Origin of the sequence: Mycolicibacterium sp. TUM20985 (assembly GCF_030295745.1) — a bacterium.
Classification (GTDB): Bacteria; Actinomycetota; Actinomycetes; order Mycobacteriales; family Mycobacteriaceae; genus Mycobacterium.
Genome location: NZ_AP027291.1, coordinates 747,214 through 764,196 on the forward strand (window position 1 = coordinate 747,214; position 16,983 = coordinate 764,196).

The 16,983-nt window shown below is 66.2% G+C and carries 17 protein-coding genes; 7 read left to right on the forward strand and 10 right to left on the reverse strand.

The window, feature by feature from the left end:
* Together QUE68_RS03570 and QUE68_RS03575 are read right to left on the reverse strand one after the other, a co-directional pair.
* On the reverse strand, positions 1-450 hold the full coding sequence (locus tag QUE68_RS03570; RefSeq protein ID WP_286275158.1) for a hypothetical protein: 450 nt from the start codon (positions 448-450) through the stop codon (positions 1-3).
* Entirely contained in the window at positions 447-1,589 is a 1,143-nt protein-coding gene (locus tag QUE68_RS03575) for a Rieske 2Fe-2S domain-containing protein (RefSeq protein WP_284224595.1), read from the reverse strand. The genes QUE68_RS03570 and QUE68_RS03575 overlap by 4 nt, the downstream gene beginning before the upstream one ends.
* Positions 1,590-1,688: 99 nt before the next feature.
* On the opposite strand from QUE68_RS03575, the gene QUE68_RS03580 reads away from it, so the two are divergent.
* The gene (locus QUE68_RS03580) at positions 1,689-2,222 is read left to right on the forward strand and encodes a gamma carbonic anhydrase family protein (RefSeq protein WP_284224596.1); all 534 of its coding nucleotides are present in this window, start codon (positions 1,689-1,691) and stop codon (positions 2,220-2,222) included.
* On the opposite strand, the gene QUE68_RS03585 is transcribed toward QUE68_RS03580, so the two are convergent.
* Positions 2,219-2,836 carry a hypothetical protein gene (locus QUE68_RS03585; RefSeq protein WP_284224597.1) on the reverse strand — a complete coding sequence of 206 codons (618 nt, stop codon included), beginning with the start codon at positions 2,834-2,836 and terminating at the stop codon, positions 2,219-2,221. The two genes, QUE68_RS03580 and QUE68_RS03585, sit on opposite strands and share 4 nt — an antisense overlap.
* Before the next feature lie 167 nt (positions 2,837-3,003).
* Between QUE68_RS03585 and QUE68_RS03590 the strand changes: the two genes are divergently transcribed.
* Complete coding sequence (locus tag QUE68_RS03590) at positions 3,004-3,300, forward strand: hypothetical protein (protein WP_284224598.1); 297 nt, start codon at positions 3,004-3,006, stop codon at positions 3,298-3,300.
* A 2-nt stretch (positions 3,301-3,302) separates the two neighbouring features.
* Here QUE68_RS03590 and QUE68_RS03595 read toward each other — a convergent pair whose 3' ends face one another.
* From QUE68_RS03595 to QUE68_RS03605, 3 genes are read right to left on the reverse strand one after another with little or no spacing between them, the layout of a single operon-like run.
* Positions 3,303-4,478: a thiolase domain-containing protein gene (locus QUE68_RS03595; RefSeq protein ID WP_284224599.1), complete on the reverse strand. Its 1,176-nt coding sequence runs from the start codon at positions 4,476-4,478 to the stop codon at positions 3,303-3,305.
* A 1-nt stretch (position 4,479) separates the two neighbouring features.
* Positions 4,480-5,541 carry a thiolase domain-containing protein gene (locus tag QUE68_RS03600; protein WP_284224600.1) on the reverse strand — a complete coding sequence of 354 codons (1,062 nt, stop codon included), beginning with the start codon at positions 5,539-5,541 and terminating at the stop codon, positions 4,480-4,482.
* A 10-nt stretch (positions 5,542-5,551) separates the two neighbouring features.
* Positions 5,552-6,550: a Zn-ribbon domain-containing OB-fold protein gene (locus QUE68_RS03605; protein ID WP_284224601.1), complete on the reverse strand. Its 999-nt coding sequence runs from the start codon at positions 6,548-6,550 to the stop codon at positions 5,552-5,554.
* Positions 6,551-6,605: 55 nt separating this feature from the next.
* Here QUE68_RS03605 and QUE68_RS03610 point away from each other — a divergent pair, with 55 nt between their 5' ends.
* The 3 genes from QUE68_RS03610 (at position 6,606) to QUE68_RS03620 (ending at position 9,652) form a co-directional block, all read left to right on the forward strand.
* Positions 6,606-7,637, forward strand: coding sequence for an LLM class F420-dependent oxidoreductase (locus tag QUE68_RS03610; protein ID WP_284224602.1), 1,032 nt, complete (start codon positions 6,606-6,608; stop codon positions 7,635-7,637).
* A 111-nt stretch (positions 7,638-7,748) separates the two neighbouring features.
* Entirely contained in the window at positions 7,749-8,441 is a 693-nt protein-coding gene (locus QUE68_RS03615; protein WP_286275735.1) for an acetoacetate decarboxylase family protein, read from the forward strand.
* Entirely contained in the window at positions 8,438-9,652 is a 1,215-nt protein-coding gene (locus QUE68_RS03620; RefSeq protein ID WP_284232604.1) for a cytochrome P450, read from the forward strand. Before QUE68_RS03615 ends, QUE68_RS03620 begins: the two co-directional genes overlap by 4 nt.
* 59 nt (positions 9,653-9,711) lie before the next feature.
* Here the strand turns inward: QUE68_RS03620 and QUE68_RS03625 are convergent, their stop codons facing one another.
* Positions 9,712-10,551 carry a DUF559 domain-containing protein gene (locus QUE68_RS03625; RefSeq protein ID WP_284232606.1) on the reverse strand — a complete coding sequence of 280 codons (840 nt, stop codon included), beginning with the start codon at positions 10,549-10,551 and terminating at the stop codon, positions 9,712-9,714.
* 114 nt (positions 10,552-10,665) lie between these two features.
* Positions 10,666-11,466, reverse strand: coding sequence for a crotonase/enoyl-CoA hydratase family protein (locus tag QUE68_RS03630; RefSeq protein WP_284224605.1), 801 nt, complete (start codon positions 11,464-11,466; stop codon positions 10,666-10,668).
* Between the two features lie 26 nt (positions 11,467-11,492).
* Between QUE68_RS03630 and QUE68_RS03635 the strand changes: the two genes are divergently transcribed.
* Complete coding sequence (locus QUE68_RS03635) at positions 11,493-13,187, forward strand: acyl-CoA synthetase (protein ID WP_284232608.1); 1,695 nt, start codon at positions 11,493-11,495, stop codon at positions 13,185-13,187.
* Complete coding sequence (locus QUE68_RS03640; RefSeq protein WP_284230647.1) at positions 13,187-14,305, forward strand: NAD(P)H-dependent flavin oxidoreductase; 1,119 nt, start codon at positions 13,187-13,189, stop codon at positions 14,303-14,305. Before QUE68_RS03635 ends, QUE68_RS03640 begins: the two co-directional genes overlap by 1 nt.
* A 59-nt stretch (positions 14,306-14,364) precedes the next feature.
* Here the strand turns inward: QUE68_RS03640 and lpqN are convergent, their stop codons facing one another.
* Positions 14,365-15,072: an envelope biogenesis lipoprotein LpqN gene (lpqN, locus tag QUE68_RS03645; RefSeq protein ID WP_284224607.1), complete on the reverse strand. Its 708-nt coding sequence runs from the start codon at positions 15,070-15,072 to the stop codon at positions 14,365-14,367.
* Positions 15,073-15,457: 385 nt separating this feature from the next.
* Positions 15,458-16,978, reverse strand: coding sequence for a long-chain-fatty-acid--CoA ligase FadD17 (fadD17, locus tag QUE68_RS03650; protein WP_284224608.1), 1,521 nt, complete (start codon positions 16,976-16,978; stop codon positions 15,458-15,460).
* Positions 16,979-16,983 lie beyond the last annotated feature (5 nt).

Sequence of the window (16,983 nt, forward strand, 5' to 3'; positions counted from 1 at the left end):
TCAGCCGTCGCCGGGGGATGGTGCCGTCGATTCCTCTTCGAGGCACCCCTCCGCGACCGCGTGCCTGATGCTGTCGGTGAGCTTGGGGCACGACCTGCTCCGGCTACTGTCGCCGCCGTTGGCCCGCACTTCGGCGAACGTTGCGCAACGCTCGGTGGCCGCCGAGGACCACTGCACGGCAGTGTGTCCGGCGCCGAGCTTCTTGACCGCGACCGTGACGTGGCAGAACCGGCAGTCGACGGGCACGAGACCCGCGGTCAGATAGCGTTCGCGGTCGCGTGCGGAGGCCGCCTTGACGGCTGCCGCTCGTTCCGGGTCGGAAGCGAAATCCGGTGCCTTGGACCATGTTCCGTGTGCATCTTGGTGTCCAGCGGGATGTTCTTCGTCGTCGTGACCGAGCAGGGCCAGCATCGGGCGCGCCAGTCGGTCGGCGTCTGGCGCTTGGGTCATGTCGCCGGCTGCTCCTCGGCCCGCTTGCGCAGGTTCTCCTCGACCTCGACATGCCACTTCTCGTTGGCGGCCGTGGTGTCCACCTCGATCTCGAACCGATCGGTCATGTCCGGCGTGACGTCCGCGACGTCGACGTAGAACTGCTGGTACCAGCGGCGCATCTGGTAGACGGCACCGTCCTCCTCGACCAGCAGCGGATTGTCGATGCGGGTCTTGTGCTTCCAGATCTCGACGTCCTGAAGGAAGCCCTTGCTGACGCCGTCGGTGAACGCCGTTGACAGCTTCTCGGTCATCTTCTCGTCCATGCCCTTTGGCTTCTCGACCATGACGCCCCACTGCAGCACGAACGAATCCTGGGTCACCGGGTAGTGGCAGTTGATCAGGATCGACTCGGCCTTGAAGCCGCCATAGTTGTTGTGCAGCCAGTTGATCATGAACGACGGGCCGAAGTACGACGCCTCCGAGTCGAGGTGCGCCTCACCGTAGGCCGTGCCGAGGTCGTTCACGTCGGGCCTGCCGACGTTGTGCAGGTACTGCGACGCGATGTGACCTTCGAAGACGTTCTTGAAGTACGTGGGCAGCCCGAAGTGGATGTAGAAGAAGTGCGCCATGTCGGTCACGTTGTCGATGATCTCGCGGCAGTTGGAGCCCTCGATGAGCATCGAGTTCCAGCGCCATTCCGTCCACTCGTCGCTGCCGAACTCGGGGAGTTCCGGGATGCGAAGGTCGGGTGGAGGCGGGTTGCCCTCGTGGTCGTGCCAGACGTAGAGCAGTCCGCTGCGCACGTCGGTGGTCCACGCCCTGGTGCGCGCCAGCCGCGGCGTGCGCTTGGCGTACGGCACTAGCTTGCACTTGCCGTCGCCGCCCCAGCGCCAGTCGTGGAACGGGCAGGCGACTTCGTCGCCCTTGACCGTGCCCTGCGACAGGTCACCACCCATGTGCCGGCAGTAGCCGTCGAGGATGTTGAGCTCGCCCTTCGAATCGGCGAAGACCACCAGCTTGGTGCCGAAGATCTCCACCGAATGGGGCTCGCCGTCGGCGAAGTTGGCGACCGGCCCCAAGCAATGCCAGCCCCGCGCATAGCGGTCGGGCAGCGCTCCGGTGTCGATCTCGCGAACGTCTGCGGTGTCGGTACTCACGGTGGGCCTCCCGTTTCGTTACTCTCTAACTAGAACACGTTACAGTTTTTCCCGGCTGGCGCGCAACGTAACCCCAATTCGCTGCGGTATATCTAGACGATGCCGCTGTACGCCTTCGAGGGACGATCGCCCGTCGTCGATCCCACCGCCTTCGTCGCTCCGACTGCCACGCTGGTGGGAGACGTGCACGTCAAGGCGGGTGCGTCGGTCTGGTTCAACGCCGTGCTGCGCGCCGACTTCGCTCCCATCATCGTCCGCGAGGGGGCAAACGTGCAGGACTGCTGTGTGTTGCATGCTCCACCGGGCATCCCCGTGGACATCGGTCCGGGAGCAACGGTTGCGCACGGTTGCGTGATCCACGGGGTGCACGTCGGTCCGGAGGCGGTCATCGCGAACCACGCCACGGTGCTCGACGGCGCGGTCATCGGGCGACGGAGCCTGGTGGCGGCTCACTCGCTGGTCACCGGCGGTACGAAGATTCCCGACGAGGTGTTCGTCACGGGGGCGCCCGCCAAGGTGCGGGGACCCATCGCCGGCACGGGTGCGGAGATGTGGGTGAACGCGAACCCCGGCGCCTACCAGGACCTCGCTCGGCGGTACGTGAACGGTCTCGCGCCGATCGCCGACGACTAGCGAGGCTCGGCGAGCCCCACGCGCAGGGCGATCTGCTGCATCTTGGCCACGGTGGTGACGAACTGAGCCGTGGTGGCGTCACCCGGTGCGCTCTGGAACTCCAGCCGGACCAGCGCCGGGCCCTCGGTGAAGAAGACCAGCGTGACCGCTTTGTCCTGGTCCGGGTAGGTGCCCGAGATCGTCACGCCGTCGGTACCCACGGCCAACGGGGTAAGCGTTCCACCCGACACCAGGGTGGGAAGAGTGGCCGCGGCCTGCTTCAAGGTGGCCGTGGCGGTGGCATCGTCCGGATACACCACCACCGTGTCGCTGATGGCCCGGTTGTCCGCGTCGTTGACGAAGAACGCGCTCGCTCCGGGGCTGCCATCGGGTTGTGGCTTCTTCGACTGCAGGGTGAACGTGTCCTCGTCGTCGGTGAGGTCCGCTGCGGTGATCAGCAGGGGTTGGTAGTCGATGGGCTGCGGGGTCGCCGGGGCCGTCGACGTGCCGGTCGACGGTGCGTAGGGGATGGTCGGCAGCGTTGGTGGCGAGGTCTGCGCGGCGCCGTCCTCGGCGGGCGTACAGCCGGCCACGAGCAGGAGGGTCGCCAATGACGCGATCAGGGTACGAAGCAAGAGTTCAAGGTACGCGCTGGCGCGCCCGGCTCGCAAAGGCGCGACGTCGACCTGAGTTCGATCTCCACGCGGTCTCCACGCTGTCTCCAAGCTTCGCGTCGCGCGCTCGAGCAGGCTGAGCACCACCGAAGCATCGCTTCGATCGCCACCTCAGCCAAGGAGAAGCCATGAAGAAATCCGCCACCATCACCGTCGTGTTGGGCGTGCTCGCCGCAGGGAGCGTCGGCCTCGCCGCCACCGCGGTGGCCGTGCCGTTGACCGGAGGACCGGCGGACGCCGCAGTCCGCGCACTCGAGTCGGAGGGCTACGTCGTCCGCGTCAACCAGAGCACCAGTGTCGCGCTGTCACAGTGCGTCGTGCTCGGCGTGAACGGTCTGCGCGGCACCGAAGACAACGGCGTGCTGCGCGACCCCAGCAAGTTCAACGTCGCCACCCTGGATCTGAACTGCCCGAATCCTTCGTAGCCTCACGCACTCGGCTTGTCCGCCGACACCACCCACATCGAGTAGTACTGCGACCCGCCGCCATACGCGTGGCCCAAGGCCTTGCGGGCACCCTCGACCTGGTGCTCGCCGGCCTTGCCCATCACCTGGATGGCCGACTCGGCGAAGCGGATCATGCCCGACGCCCCGATCGGATTGCTCGACAGCACGCCGCCGGAGGGGTTGAACGGGATCCGTCCGCCGATCGCGGTCTCGCCGGCTTCGGTGAGCTTCCAGCCCTCGCCTTCGGCGGCGAAGCCGAGGTTCTCCAGCCACATGGGTTCGAACCAGGAGAACGGCACGTACACCTCGGCGACGTCGATCTCGTCGATCGGGCTGGTGATGCCGGCATCCCGCCACAGCGCCGCCGACGCATCCCGGCCAGCCTGCGGGTTGACCTGATCACGTCCGGAGTAGGCGAGGGGTTCGGTGCGCAGCGCGGTGGCGTGGATCCAGGCCACCGGATGACCGTCTGCGACGCGGGCGTCGGCCGTCTCCTCGTTGCCGATCACCAACGCGCAGGCACCGTCGGACGACGGGCACGTCTCGTCGAACCGGATGGGATCCCACAACATCTGGGAGGCCATCACCTTCTCCAGCGTGATGTCGGGCTGATGCAGATGAGCCAGCGGGTTCTTGGCACCGTTGAGGCGATCCTTGACCGCAACCATCGCGCCGATGTGCGTCGGTGCGCCCGAGCGCCGGATGTAGGACCGCACGTGTGGCGCGAAGTAGCCGCCGGCACCGGCACCGACCGGCTTGGTGAACGGCACCGGAATGCTCAACGCCCACATGGCGTTCGACTCGGACTGCTTCTCCCAGGCCATGGTCAGCACGCGCTGGTACTTGCCGGACTGCACCAGGCTGGCGGCGACGATCGCGGTGGATCCGCCGACCGAGCCCGCGGTGTGCACCCGGATCAGCGGCTTGCCGGTCGCGCCGACCGCGTCGGCCATGAACAGTTCGGGCATCATGACGCCCTCGAAGAAGTCGGGTGCCTTGCCGACCACGACGGCGTCGATGTCGGCGAACGTGCTGCCGGAGTCCTCGAGCGCCCTGTCGATGGCCTCGCGCACCAGGCCGTTCATCGAGACGTCCTTGCGCTTGGCGACGTACTTGGTCTGTCCCGTGCCGAGCACGGCCGCGAGTTGTCCAGCCATGTTATTTGCCCTCCATGACGGCGACCAGATTCTGTTGCAGCGCAGCCCCGCTCGTAGCGTGAGCCAGCACCCGAGAGGCGGAGCCGTCGAAGACGTGCCGGGCCGCGAAGCCGATGCGCTCGAGGCCGGTGGAGAACATCGGGTTGGCGGCCAGCGCCCCACCCGACGGGTTGATCTTCGTCGAAGCACCGAGGCCGATGGCCTCTTTGAGGATCAGCTGCTGATGGGTGAACGGGGCGTAGAGTTCGGCGATCTCGATGGAGGCGACGTCACCGCCGGTCGCAGCGGCCGCCGAGGCCGCCGTCGATGGCGACGTGGTGAGATCGCGCGCGCCGAGGACCGGAGTCTCGATGCGGTGTTCGAAGCCCGTGATCCAGGCGGGGTGCTCACGCAACTCGCGGGCCTTGTCACCGGCGGCCAGCACGATCGCCGAGGCGCCGTCGGTGATCGGCGCGATGTCATGGCGGCGCAACGGATCTGCGAAGAAGGGCTGATCCAACAGGTCTTCGACGGTCGTTCCAGGCTCGAACCGGTCGTTGCGGGGCGAGGCAGCCAGGGACTCCAGTGCGACCTGAGCCATCTGCTCGGCCGTCCACTTGCCGGAGTCCAGGCCGAACCGGGCCTGCAGGCCCGCCGTCGACACGGCGTCCGGCATCAGCGGAGCGACCGTGTACGGGTCGGTCTGCAGCGCCAGCACCCGGCGCAGCACCCCGGCCGACGACTTGCCGAAGCCATAGACCAGTGCGGTATCGACCGACCCGGTGAGGATCTTGATGTATGCCTCGTACAGCGCCCAGGCGGCGTCCATCTCCACGTGCGACTCGTTGATCGGCGGGACCGCGCCGATCGAGTCGATCGCGGATAGGAACGAGAAAGCCCGTCCAGCAAGGTAATCCGAGGATCCAGAGCACCAGAAGCCGATGTCGGTCTGCTTGATGCCAAGGTCGGCGTACAACTCGGCGAACAACGGCATGAGCATCTCGACGCCGTTGGTGGTGCCCTCGGTGCGGCGGACATGCGGAGCATGTGCGAAGCCCACGACGGCTACGTCACGAAAAGTCACTTGAGGTCCCTTACTGGTGGTGCTTGTAGGTGTCGTAGTCGGCGTCGGGCTCACCCGTCGGCCGGAAGTAGTCGATGTTGTCGATGCCGAGGCCCCACTCTTCGCGGGGTTTCCACACCGCCTCCACCCGCAAGCCCATCCGCACGTCGGCCGCGTCGATCTCCGTGACCAGGTGCAGGAACGGGATGTCGGCACCATCGAGCAGCACGTAGGCCGCCACGTACGGCGGCTTGATCCGCTGACCGGCGAACGGGATGTTGATGATCGCGAACGTCGTCACCGTGCCCTTGTCGGGCAACTCGACGAACTCGGTGAGTTGCTGTCCGGTGGCCGGATCCGCCTCTCGCGCAGGGAAGTACACCTTCCCGTCCGGACCGCTCCTGGCACCGACCAGCTTGCCCTCCTCGAGGGCGCGCAGGAACGTGCTCTCCGGAAGTGACGCGGTGTGCTGGATCTCCAGCGACGTCGGGACGACGAGCATGGTCACCGGGTCGCGGTCGTCTACGGCGTCCGTCACGGGCTCTTCTGAATCACCGAGCGCGAAGTAGGCGATGTCGGTGATCGCGCCGACGGTTTCGTCGGCCCAGTGCACGTGCACCCTCGCGCCGGTTTGGATACCTGCGGCGCCCGCGGCGCCGGTATCCACCGCATGCAGCAGCGCAGTGTCGGCACCGTCCAGCTTGATCAGCGCCCAGGCGAACGGCCGCTCCAGCGGCTGGCCGTCGAGGGGCTCGGGCTGCCACGTCCACGACAGCACGGTTCCGACGCTGGCCACCGGTACTGTCTCCGACAGCGGTGCGTAGGTCACCGGGTCGTATTCGGCGGGCGGAACGTGCACCCGACCGTCCGACCCGCGCACGCCGATGACGTGCCGTCCGCGAAGCGCAGTGAAGAACTCGCCGAGGACGTGTCCAACTGAACGGGTGTAGTCGAATGACAGCTTCAGCGGAGCTGATAGCGGCGGCTCGTGGTCGTCAATCTGCACCGGGCTGCTTTGGCTGGTGGTCACGGCGTCGAGTAGAACAGGTTCTAGTAATCGTGGCAAGGAAGGGCCGGTAGACAACATGAAGCTAGGACTCCAGCTCGGTTATTGGGGCGCGCAGGCGCCGACCAATCACGCGGAACTCGTTACCGTCGCCGAGGAGGCGAACTTCGACACGGTCTTCACGGCCGAGGCGTGGGGTTCGGACGCATACACCCCGCTGGCGTGGTGGGGTCGGGAGACCACGCGGATGCGGCTCGGCACGTCGGTCATTCAGCTGTCCGCGCGTACGCCGACGGCATGTGCGATGGCGGCGCTCACACTGGACCACCTGTCCGGTGGTCGGCACATCCTGGGCCTCGGCGTATCGGGACCGCAGGTGGTGGAGGGCTGGTACGGGCAAAAGTTCCCCAAACCGCTGGCCCGGACCCGCGAGTACGTCGACATCCTGCGGCAGGTGTGGGCCCGTGAGGCGCCCGTGACCAGCGCGGGGCCGCACTACCCGCTGCCGCTGAGCGGTGCGGGCAGCACCGGCCTCGGCAAGCCGCTCAAGCCGATCACCCATCCGCTGCGGGCGGACATTCCGATCATGCTGGGCGCCGAGGGGCCGAAGAACGTGGCGCTGGCCGCGGAGATCTGCGACGGGTGGCTGCCCATCTTCTACTCGCCGCGCATCGCCGGCATGTACAACGAATGGCTCGACGAGGGGTTCGCCCGACCCGGTGCTCGGCGAACCCGTGAAACCTTCGAGATCTGTGCGACGGCACAGGTGGTGGTCACCGACGACCGGGCCGGCGTCATGGAGCTGATGAAGCCGCACCTTGCGCTCTACATGGGCGGAATGGGCGCCGAGGACACCAACTTCCACGCCGACGTCTACCGCCGCATGGGTTACTCGGAGGTGGTCGACGACGTGACGGCCCTGTTCCGTAGCAATCGAAAGGACGAAGCCGCCAAGGTGATCCCCGACGAGCTGGTCGACGACTCGGCCATCGTCGGCGACCTCGACTACGTCAGTGAGCAGATCAAGCTCTGGGAGGCGGCCGGCGTCACCATGATGGTCGTCGGCGCACGTTCTCCCGAGCAGATTCGCGATCTCGCCGCACTCGTCTAGGGCCCGAGCAGTAGACACTTTCTTGCAGTTGTCTAGAACGCGTTCTAGATTTGGCGGGTGACCGACGCCATAGCCCCAGGGCAACACCTCATCGCAGGCACCTTGCTCACCATGCCGGTGAAGATTCGTTCAGCGACCCAGCACATGGCGATGTTCTCCGTGGACGCCGATGCTGCCCAGGCCTTGATCGCCGATAGCGGGCTGAAGGTCTGCCGCTATCGGTCGGGCAAGGCGGTCGTCGTGCTGATGCTGATGCACTACGTCGACGGTGACCTCGGCCCGTACTACGAGTACGGCACGAACATCATGGTCAATCCCCCGGGGGCCGCACGCCTCCCGAAGAAGGACGGCATGAAGGCGTTGCAGTCCGCTGGTGCCCTGATCCACCACCTTCCCGTCGACGGTGCGTTCACGATGGAGGCGGGCCGGGCCATCTGGGGTTACCCGAAGGTGTTGGCGGACTTCACGATCCGCGACGGTCACACGTTCTCCTTCGACGTGAGCATCGACGGCGAGTTCGTCGTCGGCATGGACTTCAAGCCTGGGCTGCCGGTGCCGTCGGCGCTCACCTCGAAGACGCAGGTGCACCCCACCTACTCCTACCTCGACGGGGTCACCCGGGAAACCGCCGGGGAGATGAGGACGACCGGAGTCCGCTATCGACCTGGCGGGGCGCGAGTCCGTCTTGGCCAACACCCCTACGCACGCGAGCTGGCGTCTCTAGGCTTCCCGAAGCGCGCAATGGTTTCGAGTTCCGCCGAGAACGTCGAGATGACGTTCGGCGAGGCCAAGGAGATTCGATGACATCGGTACTGCCTGACATCAAACCCGACGTCGACTTCACCGACGGCACCTTCTACGCCGACGGCCACGCGCGGGACGCGTACCGCTGGATGCGGGCCAACCAGCCGGTCTTCCGGGATCGCAACGGATTGGCCGCCGCAGCCAGTTATCAGGCGGTGCTCGATGCGGAGCGCAATCCCGAGCTGTTCTCCAACACCGGCGGCATCCGGCCGGAGACGCCGGGCATGCCGTACATGATCGACATGGACGATCCGGCACACGTCCTGCGGCGCAAGCTCGTCAACTCCGGATTCACCCGCAAGCGCGTAATGGACAAGGTGCCGTCGATCGCCACGCTGTGCGACACGTTGATCGACTCCGTCTGCGAGCGCGGCGAATGCGACTTCGTCCGCGACATCGCCGCACCGCTGCCCATGGCGGTCATCGGCGACATGCTCGGCGTACTGCCCGAAGACCGTGAGCTGCTGCTGAAGTGGTCCGACGATCTGGTCACCGGGCTCAGCTCGCACATCGACGAGACGTCGGCCCAGGCCATGATGGAGGCGTTCGCCGGCTACACGGCGTTCACGACCGAGATCATTGGGAAGCGCCGCGCCGAGCCCACCGAGGATCTGTTCTCCATCCTGGTCAACGCCGAAGTCGAGGGCCAACGGATGGCCGACGACGAGATCATCATGGAGACGCTTTTGATCCTCATCGGCGGTGACGAGACCACCCGCCACACGCTGTCCGGGGGAACCGAGCAGCTGTTGCGCCACCGCGAGCAGTGGGAGGCGCTGGTCGCGGATCCTGATTCGCTGCTGCCCGGGGCGATCGAGGAGATGCTGCGCTGGACGTCACCGGTGAAGAACATGTGCCGGACGTTGACCGCCGACACGACGTTCCACGGCACGGAGATGCGCGCGGACGAGAAGATCATGCTGATGTTCGAGTCGGCCAACTTCGACGAGTCGGTCTTCGGTGACCCGGATAACTTCCGCATTGATCGGAAGCCCAACTCGCACATGGCGTTTGGCTTCGGTGCGCATTTCTGTCTCGGCAACCAGCTGGCGCGTCTCGAGCTGTCGATGATGACGAAGCGGGTGCTGGAACGCCTGCCCGATCTGCGACTGGCCGACGACGCGGTCTTGCCGTTGCGGCCCGCGAACTTCGTCAGCGGGCCCGAGTCCATGCCGGTGGTGTTCACCCCGACGGCGCGCGTCCTCGTCTAGCCCCGCGCCCCGCCGATGTGAATCCTCTGCGAAGAAGACGGGTGAAAATCGCACAGGATTCACGCGCGGCGGGCGCGTGCCAACTCGATGCGACGCAGGATGGTGCCGGGTGTGTCCTCCGCAGTCACCCGGATGACGATCCACCCGAGCTCGCTGAGCTGCTCGGTCCGGCGGATGTCGCGGGTCATCTGGCGTCGGTCCGTCCAATGGTGGTCGCCGTCGTACTCGACCGCGATCTTCAGCTCCTCCCAGCCCAAGTCAACCCGCGCGATGAGTTGGCCGTATTCGTCGTAGACCGGAATTTGGGTCTGCGGTCGCGGCAATCCGGCGCGAACGATCAGCAGGCGCAACCACGTCTCGCGTGGCGACTCGGCTCCGGGATCGACGAGGTCGAGAGTCGTCCGCGCTCTGCGTATTCCATTGCGGCCCCGGTACCTGACGGCCAGTAGCTCGACGTCGGCGAGTTTCGCCTGGGTGGCTCTCGCCAGTGCGTCGATCACGGGGACGGCGCGGTCGAGAGGGTAGCGGCAAGCGATGTCCAGCGCTGTGCGCGTCGGCGTGGTCACACGCATTCCGTCGACGATCTCGATCTCGTCGTCATCGATGCGGTCCGCCCAGGTGCGAATACCGGTGGGTCGGTGGCGGTTGTCGTAGAGCAATTCTGCGGGCGCGTCGGCGCTCATCCACTTCGATCCGTGTATGGCGGCGGCCGCGCGGCCAGCCACGATGCCGCGCCGCCTCGACCACAGGTACGCCGCCTCGGCCTTCACGCGAGCCGTGATCGGCGTCCCGATATCGACGTACACCCCTGGAAAGAGAATCGTGTATCGGCTGCGCAGGCCATACGGCGTGAGGTGGCCCGCGTTCAACGCTTCACGACCGATGAATGGCGTGCCCATGTCGGGAGTGTGCCGAGGGCCACCGACATCTCGTCGGTCGTGAACTCCGTGCGACAAAACGGCCGGAAGTTCGCAGACGATTCACAACGGCGGGAAGTGGAGCGGTGACGACCCTTACTTCATCTGGAACTTGGGCGCCCGCTTCTCCTTGAACGCCAGCGGGCCCTCCTTGGCGTCATCGCTCAGGAACACCCCGATGCCGATCTTCGTATCGATCTTGAACGCCTCGAGCTCGTGCATGCCCTCGGTGTCGTGGATCGACTTCAGGATCGCCTGCACCGCCAGGGGGCCGTTGTTGTTGATCACCTCGGCGATCTCCAGCGCCTTGTCGAGCGCGGAGCCATCGGGCACGACGTAGCCGATCAGCCCGTACTCGAGCGCTTCGGCGGCGGTGATGTGGCGTCCGGTGAGCAGCAGATCGCAGGCGATCGTGTACGGGATCTGGCGCACCAGGCGCACCGCGGATCCGCCCATCGGGTACAGGCTCCACTTGGCCTCGGAGATGCCGAACTTCGCGCTCTCGCCCGCGATGCGGATGTCGGTGCCCTGCAGGATCTCGGTGCCACCCGCGATCGCGGGACCCTCGACGGCGGCGATCAGTGGCTTGGTCAGCCGCCGGCCCTTGAGCAGCCCGTCGATGCGCGTCGGGTCGTAGCCACCGCTCTTGAAGGAATCGCCAGGGGGAGCCTTGGTGGCCGCCTTCAGGTCCATCCCGGCACAGAAGTAGCCGCCCGCACCCGTCAGGATGCACGAACGAATCTCTGGATCGGAGTCGACGCGGTCCCAGGCGTCGACCATTATCGAGAGCATCTCGGTCGAAAGCGCGTTGCGCGCCTCCGGCCGGTTCAGCGTCAGGATCAGGGTGTGTCCGCGCTGCTCAATGAGGGCGTCGGGCCCCTTTTCTGGATCGCTCACCGATATCCGCCTTCCAGCTTCGCGCCATGGACTTGTCTCAAAATGTAACACGTTCTAGTTTAGGTTCCGTGGCCCTGAATATCGCCGATCTTGCCGAGCACGCCATCGATGCCGTGCCTGACCGTGTCGCCCTGATCTGCGACGACCAGCAGCTCACCTACGCCGAGTTGGAGGACAAGGCGAACCGCCTCGCCCACTACCTCCTCGACCAGGGTGTGCAGAAGGACGACAAGGTAGGCCTTTACTGCCGCAACCGCATCGAGATCGTGATCGCGATGCTCGGCGTCGTCAAGGCGGGCGCCATCCTGGTCAACGTCAACTTCCGCTATGTCGAAGGCGAACTGCGCTACCTGTTCGACAACTCCGACATGGTCGCCTTGGTGCACGAGCGTCAGTACGCCGACCGCGTCGCCAACGTGCTGCCCGACACGCCGAATGTGAAGACCGTCCTGGTGGTTGACGATGGAAGCGATCTGGACTACCAGCGGTACGGCGGCGTCGAGTTCTACGCGGCCGTGGAGCAGGGGTCGCCCGAACGCGACTTCGGCCCCCGCAGCGCCGACGACATCTACCTGCTCTACACCGGCGGCACCACGGGATTCCCCAAGGGCGTGATGTGGCGCCACGAGGACATCTACCGAGTGTTGTTCGGCGGCACCGATTTTGCCACCGGTGAGCCCATCGCCGACGAGTACGACCTGTCGAAGGCCGCCGCGGCGAATCCGCCGATGATCCGGCTGCCCATCCCGCCGATGATCCACGGCGCCACGCAGTCGGCCACGTGGATGTCGCTGTTCTCCGGTCAAACCGTCGTGCTGGCACCGGAGTTCGATGCCGACGCGGTGTGGCGGATGATCCACGAGCACAAGGTGAACCTTTTGTTCTTCACCGGTGACGCGATGGCCCGGCCGCTGCTCGACGCGCTGCTCGCTCACCAGGAGAAGGGGACCGAGTACGACCTGAGCTCTCTCTTCCTGCTCGCCAGCACCGCCGCGCTGTTCTCCACCAGCATCAAGGAGAAGTTCCTCGAGCTGCTGCCCGACCGGATCATCACCGATTCGATCGGTTCCTCGGAGACGGGTTTCGGTGGCACCAGCATCGTGGCAAAGGGGCAGTCGCACACCGGTGGTCCCCGGGTGACCATCGACAAGAACACGGTCGTGCTCGACGAAGACGGCAACCCGGTGGTGCCCGGCTCCGGCGTGCGCGGCATCATCGCCAAACGCGGACACATCCCCGTCGGCTACTTCAAGGACGAGCAGAAGACGGCCGAGACCTTCCAGACCATCAACGGTGTGCGCTATGCGATTCCGGGCGACTACGCCCAGGTCGAGGAGGACGGCAGCGTCACCATGCTCGGCCGCGGCTCGGTCTCCATCAACAGCGGTGGCGAGAAGATCTACCCAGAAGAGGTGGAGGCCGCCCTCAAGGGACACCCCGACGTGTTCGACGCACTGGTGGTCGGTGTCCCCGATCCGCGTTTCGGTCAGCACGTCGCCGCCGTCGTCCATCCCCGCGAGGGCACCAGGCCGACGCTGGCGGAGCTCGACGCGTTCGTCCGCAGCGAGATCGCCGGCTACAAGGTGCCGCGCAGTCTCTGGTACGTCGCGGAGGTGAAGCGCTCCCCGGCGGGCAAGCCCGACTACCGCTGGGCCAAGGAAGTCACCGAGGCCGGACCGGCCGATGAGGTCCACGCCAAACACGTTGGGGTTCAAGCATGATCAAGACCGAACTCTGCGAGCGTTTCGGTATCGAGTATCCGATCTTCGTGTTCACGCCGTCGGAGAAGGTGGCGGCGGCGGTCACCCGTGCAGGTGGGCTCGGAGTGCTCGGCTGCGTGCGATTCAACCACGCCGATGATCTCGAAGCCGTCCTGCAATGGATGGACGCCAACACCGACGGCAAGCCCTACGGTGTGGACATCGTCATGCCGGCGAAGGTGCCCACCGAGGGCAGCAGCGTCGACATCAACAAGCTGATCCCGCAGGACATGCGCGACTTCGTCGACAAGACGCTCGCCGATCTGGGTGTCCCACCGCTGGCCGATGACGAGGAGCGCTCGGAAGGCGTTCTGGGATGGCTGCATTCAGTTGCCCGGTCACACGTCGAGGTTGCGCTCAAGCATCCGATCAAGCTGATCGCCAATGCGCTGGGAACCCCGCCCAAGGACGTCATCGAGCAGGTGCATGCCGCGGGCGTCCCGGTGGCCGCCCTGGCGGGTAGCGCAAAGCACGCCCAGCGGCATCTCGACATCGGCGTCGACATCGTCATCGCGCAGGGACACGAGGCGGGCGGCCACACGGGCGAGATCGCCTCGATGGTGCTGGTACCCGAAGTCGTCGACGCACTCGACGGCAAGGCGGCCGTGTTGGCCGCAGGTGGCATCGGCTCGGGCCGCCAGGTCGCAGCGGCGCTCGCCCTCGGCGCCCAGGGGGTATGGATGGGCTCGGCCTTCCTCACCGCCGCCGAATACGACCTCGGCGAACGCCTGCCGTCCGGACGTTCGGTGATCCAGGAGGCGATGCTGGCCGCCACGTCGAGTGACACCGTCCGGCGGCGCATCTACACCGGCAAACCGGCGCGACTACTCAAGAGTCGCTGGACCGACGCCTGGGACGCCGACGGCGCCCCCGAGCCACTGCCGATGCCGTTACAGAACATCCTCGTCAGTGAAGCGCACCAACGGATGAGCGAGTCGGCGGATCCGACGACCGTGGCGATGCCCGTCGGGCAGATCGTCGGGCGGATGAACGAGATCCGGCCCGTCGCAGACATCATGGCCGAGCTCGTATCGGGCTTCGAGGACGCCACCCGCCGCCTCGACGACATCCGGGGCTGAGACGCCGAACGCCGCCACGGTGCTCGAAGCACCATGGCGGCGTTGGCCATTCGGCCCGATCAGCCGATGGTGGTGTCGCTGTCGATCTTCTCGGTCGCGGCGGCGAGCACGTCACCCGCGGCCTCCGGTCCGTCGACGTTCAGCTGCAGTACGTACAACCCGTCGGCGGCGGGAATCACCACGGTCTTCTGCGCAATGAAACGCGTTGCGCCGTCCCGGGTGTACGTGCCACCGAGCACGTACGCCGGGTAGTCGCCCAGAGTGCTCGTCTCACCCTCGTTGCCGGGCTTGTAGTCGGGGAGGTTGTTCAGCTCGCCCGGCGCGAGGTCGATGATCTGCTGCGGGTCGACATTCCCGGTCAGCTTGGACATCAACGCGACGATGTTCGGCGGGTCGGCTTCGAATTCCGGGCCGGTGTAGATGATGGCGCCGTAGGCGTACTCGGGCGCCTCTTCGGGGCTCAGCGGTTGCCAGCCGTCCGGGACGGGGAGGTTGACCGCAGGCGCGGCGGGATCACCCATCTTGACCCCGATCTCCTGAATGTCGTTCTCCTTGATGTAGTCCGCAATCGTCGGATTCGGACCTGCCGCCTGCTCGGTGGTCTCGGACACCTTCGGCTTCTTGGAGGTCGTCGATTCGGTCGACGACGACTTGCTCGTGCTCGAACTGCTGGACGTCGCGGTGGTCGTATCCGAGCCGCAGCCGGACAGGACGACGGCAAGCGCGGTGGCGGCCGCAGCCACACCGGTGAGGGCCGATGCTCTCATGTGTTGACTCCTCGTATTCGGATGCTTCACTCGTGGAGACTGCTGGCAAGCGAGAAGGCTGTCCAATCCGCGGAGAATCGTAGCTCAAAACGTGCCTTGTACAGGGTGAGTATTTCTACTCGACTTTGATCTAAGTAAGTCTTGTGGTTCGTCGGGTCGAGGTGTCATCGACTGCTGGTGTTTGCTCGCATGGCTATTTCAGCGTCGGGACGGTTTCGCCGTCGAATGAACCCGTTCGTCAACGGCTTCCGCGTGTCCGTCGTGTCCGCTTCGTTCACGACGCGCCGCGGGTAGCGGCCTACCGCGCCTTGGATGAACGGCTGTTGGGCCTGGCGATACCAGTCGAGGAGGGCCCGCACGACGAGGTGGCGCTGCCGGCCAGACGCTATCGAACGATGGGGTGCACCGGGTCGCGGCAGTCCAGGGCCTCCGCCGACAACAGTCGCTTGAGGACCTTGAACGTCTCGGTGCGCGGCAGCGCGGTGCAGACCCGCACGAACCTCGGCCACTGCTTGGGCCCCAGATCGGCTTGGCGGGTGAGGAAGTCGGCGAACTCGTCGGCGTCGAACGTCGCGCCGGGGATCAACACCAGCGCAGCCATCACCCGGTCTCCGACGTGCGGATCGGGGATGGCGTAGACGGCGGCTTCCAGAACGTCATCGTGCCGCGACAAAATTCGTTCGATCGGGGCAGTGCCCAGATTCTCGCCGTCGACGCGCATCCAGTCGCCGAGCCGGCCGGCGAAGTAGACGTAGCCCGCGTCGTCGCAGTACGCGAGATCGCCGCTGTGATAGACCCCGCCGTGCATCCGCTCCTGCTCGGCGCCCTCGTCGCGGTAGTACCCGCGGAACCAGCCCCGGCCCGTCGGATTGACCAACTCGCCCACCTTTCCGGCTGGGCATGGCTCGCCGGTCTCCACGTCGAGGATCGCGATCTCGTCGGTCAGGGGTCCGAGTGAGCCGTCGGGAGTGTCCGGGGTCCGAGCGATCGCGACGCCCCCCTCGGTCGAACCGAATCCGTCGACCACGTAGGCGCCGAACCTCTCGGCGAACAGCGGTAGATCACGGGGCGCGCCCTCGTTGCCGTACATGAACCGCAGCGGGTTGTCGGCATCGTCGTCACGGGGTGGGGTGGCCAGGACGTAGGAAAGTGGCTTGCCGACGTAGTTGGCGTAGGTCGCCCCATAGCGGCGGATGTCGGGAATGAATTGCGACGCGGAGAACTTGCGCCGCAAGGCAATCGAGCCGCGGGCCGCAGCTGCGACCGCCCAACCCGCCATGATGGCGTTGGAGTGGAACAGGGGCATGGATAGGTAGAACGTGTCATCGCGGCCGAGCCCGAACCGTGTCGACAGCATGGCACCCGGGAACGCCACCTTGTCATGGGTGACACGCACCGCCTTGGGCTCCCCGCTGGTGCCGGACGTGAAGATCAGCATGAACAGGTCGTCGGGGTGGGTGTCGGCGAACGTCACCGGCGTACCGCTGAAACTCGCCAATTCGGCTGCCCATTGCGGTGATTCGACGTCGAGGCACGGGATGCCGTCGGGGAGACCGTCGGCGACGGCGGCCACGTCATCGGTCAGCACCAGCTGGCAGTCGGCGCGCGTCACGTCGCGGGCGAACGCCTCACCCCGTCGCGTCGGATTGAGGCCGACGGTCACCAGTCCGCTGAGACCGGCTGCCACCAGCACCGACGAGAAGAAGGTGGTGTTGCCCAGCATCAGCCCGACGTGCGGTGGCTTGGCCGGGTCGAGGCGCGCGGTGAGGGCCGCGGCCACCTCCGCGCCGGCCCGCAGGTGATCACGCCAGCAGACGAAGGAATCACCCTCGTGCACACCTCGATCGGTGACCTCGACCAGCGGCGCGAGCAGCTCCGTGACGGTGGGATGGTCTTCTTCGGTCACCCTTG

Bases quoted from the DNA above. Each gene is read 5' to 3' on its own strand.
- QUE68_RS03570 (WP_286275158.1), bottom strand. From the start codon at position 450: ATGACCCAAGCGCCAGACGCCGACCGACTGGCGCGCCCGATGCTGGCC.
- QUE68_RS03580 (WP_284224596.1), top strand. From the start codon at position 1,689: ATGCCGCTGTACGCCTTCGAGGGACGATCGCCCGTCGTCGATCCCACC.
- QUE68_RS03590 (WP_284224598.1), top strand. From the start codon at position 3,004: ATGAAGAAATCCGCCACCATCACCGTCGTGTTGGGCGTGCTCGCCGCA.
- QUE68_RS03595 (WP_284224599.1), bottom strand. From the start codon at position 4,478: ATGGCTGGACAACTCGCGGCCGTGCTCGGCACGGGACAGACCAAGTAC.
- QUE68_RS03610 (WP_284224602.1), top strand. From the start codon at position 6,606: ATGAAGCTAGGACTCCAGCTCGGTTATTGGGGCGCGCAGGCGCCGACC.
- QUE68_RS03615 (WP_286275735.1), top strand. From the start codon at position 7,749: ATGCCGGTGAAGATTCGTTCAGCGACCCAGCACATGGCGATGTTCTCC.
- QUE68_RS03620 (WP_284232604.1), top strand. From the start codon at position 8,438: ATGACATCGGTACTGCCTGACATCAAACCCGACGTCGACTTCACCGAC.
- QUE68_RS03625 (WP_284232606.1), bottom strand. From the start codon at position 10,551: ATGGGCACGCCATTCATCGGTCGTGAAGCGTTGAACGCGGGCCACCTC.
- QUE68_RS03635 (WP_284232608.1), top strand. From the start codon at position 11,493: ATGGACTTGTCTCAAAATGTAACACGTTCTAGTTTAGGTTCCGTGGCC.
- lpqN (WP_284224607.1), bottom strand. From the start codon at position 15,072: ATGAGAGCATCGGCCCTCACCGGTGTGGCTGCGGCCGCCACCGCGCTT.